Raw genomic sequence first — 1,029 nt, 5'->3', positions numbered from 1 at the left:
TAGCCCGTGGGTATCTATTCTAGAGCATAACGATGCGATTGCTGTAATAGATATGCATACCAAACTATTAAAAGCAATGCCAATTCTATACGGTGGGAACGCAATGATATATGGAATCTGTTTTCCTGTATAAAATAAGGTCATACCCACAATGCCCATTAGTGCAAATGTTTTTTGATCTAAATCTCCTGTAATAGCATGGTGTATTAAAGTTGCTAAGAAGATAAGACCAATATAGAAAGGCAAATGAGATAAAATCATGGTATAGCCTGTTTTGAGCATATGTGCTTTCTCTAATCTGTGCAATGACCCAAAGAATATCCACCAAATTTGAGCAATCAAAATAAAGCAAATGGCAGCAGTTATTATTCGAGTCATACTGAATGTATTTATATTTGAAAAAGAGTTGATAATACTAATGATGGATTCACCTAATATGATCAGTGCAAGTAAGCCTGTTCTTTCTGCAATATGTTTTCGATGTGCAAAAAATAAAGTGGACTCTTTTCTCAATTTAAGATGTAAGAGAATTTCAACAAGAATTCCAAAGTATAAAATAATAATTCTAAGTGAGTCATTGGCAAAAATAGATAACCCACTTATCACAGTGCCAAGTAGTATAATTTTTGAGATTTTATTTGCATATCTGCTTTGAAAATTAGTATTACGTGACGATATGAAATATGCACAATAAATGATTAACTTCATCAGGAGATAGAAAATAAGAAAATAGGCAAAATGTTCATTAAGGGCATCTTTAGTGAAATACATTTGTAAAATAACTAAACCCATTAATATGAGTGTGAGGATTTTTTGCCAATTAGCTTCTTGATCATAGCGATTAGAATAAAGTGTATAAGATGCCCATACCCACCACAAAGGGACAAATACAAGGAAAAAGAAAAAAAGTTGCTGAATTGATATATGGTTATGATCTGTGTGTGATAAGGAGTGGGATACAACTCCTATAACAGCAACAAAAACCAGATCAAAGAAAAGCTCTAGCCATGCAGGGTCACCTCATTAAAA

General features: G+C 32.8%; 1 pseudogene. It reads right to left on the bottom strand.

The annotated features are described in order from the left end of the window. A pseudogene (locus DNK85_RS11085) lies at positions 1–996 on the bottom strand (low temperature requirement protein A); the annotation flags it as partial. Positions 997–1,029 lie beyond the last annotated feature (33 nt).

The organism is Cysteiniphilum halobium (genome assembly GCF_003574425.1).
GTDB lineage: Bacteria > Pseudomonadota > Gammaproteobacteria > Francisellales > Francisellaceae > Caedibacter > Caedibacter halobius.
This window is presented reverse-complemented; position numbering and strand designations above follow the sequence as displayed.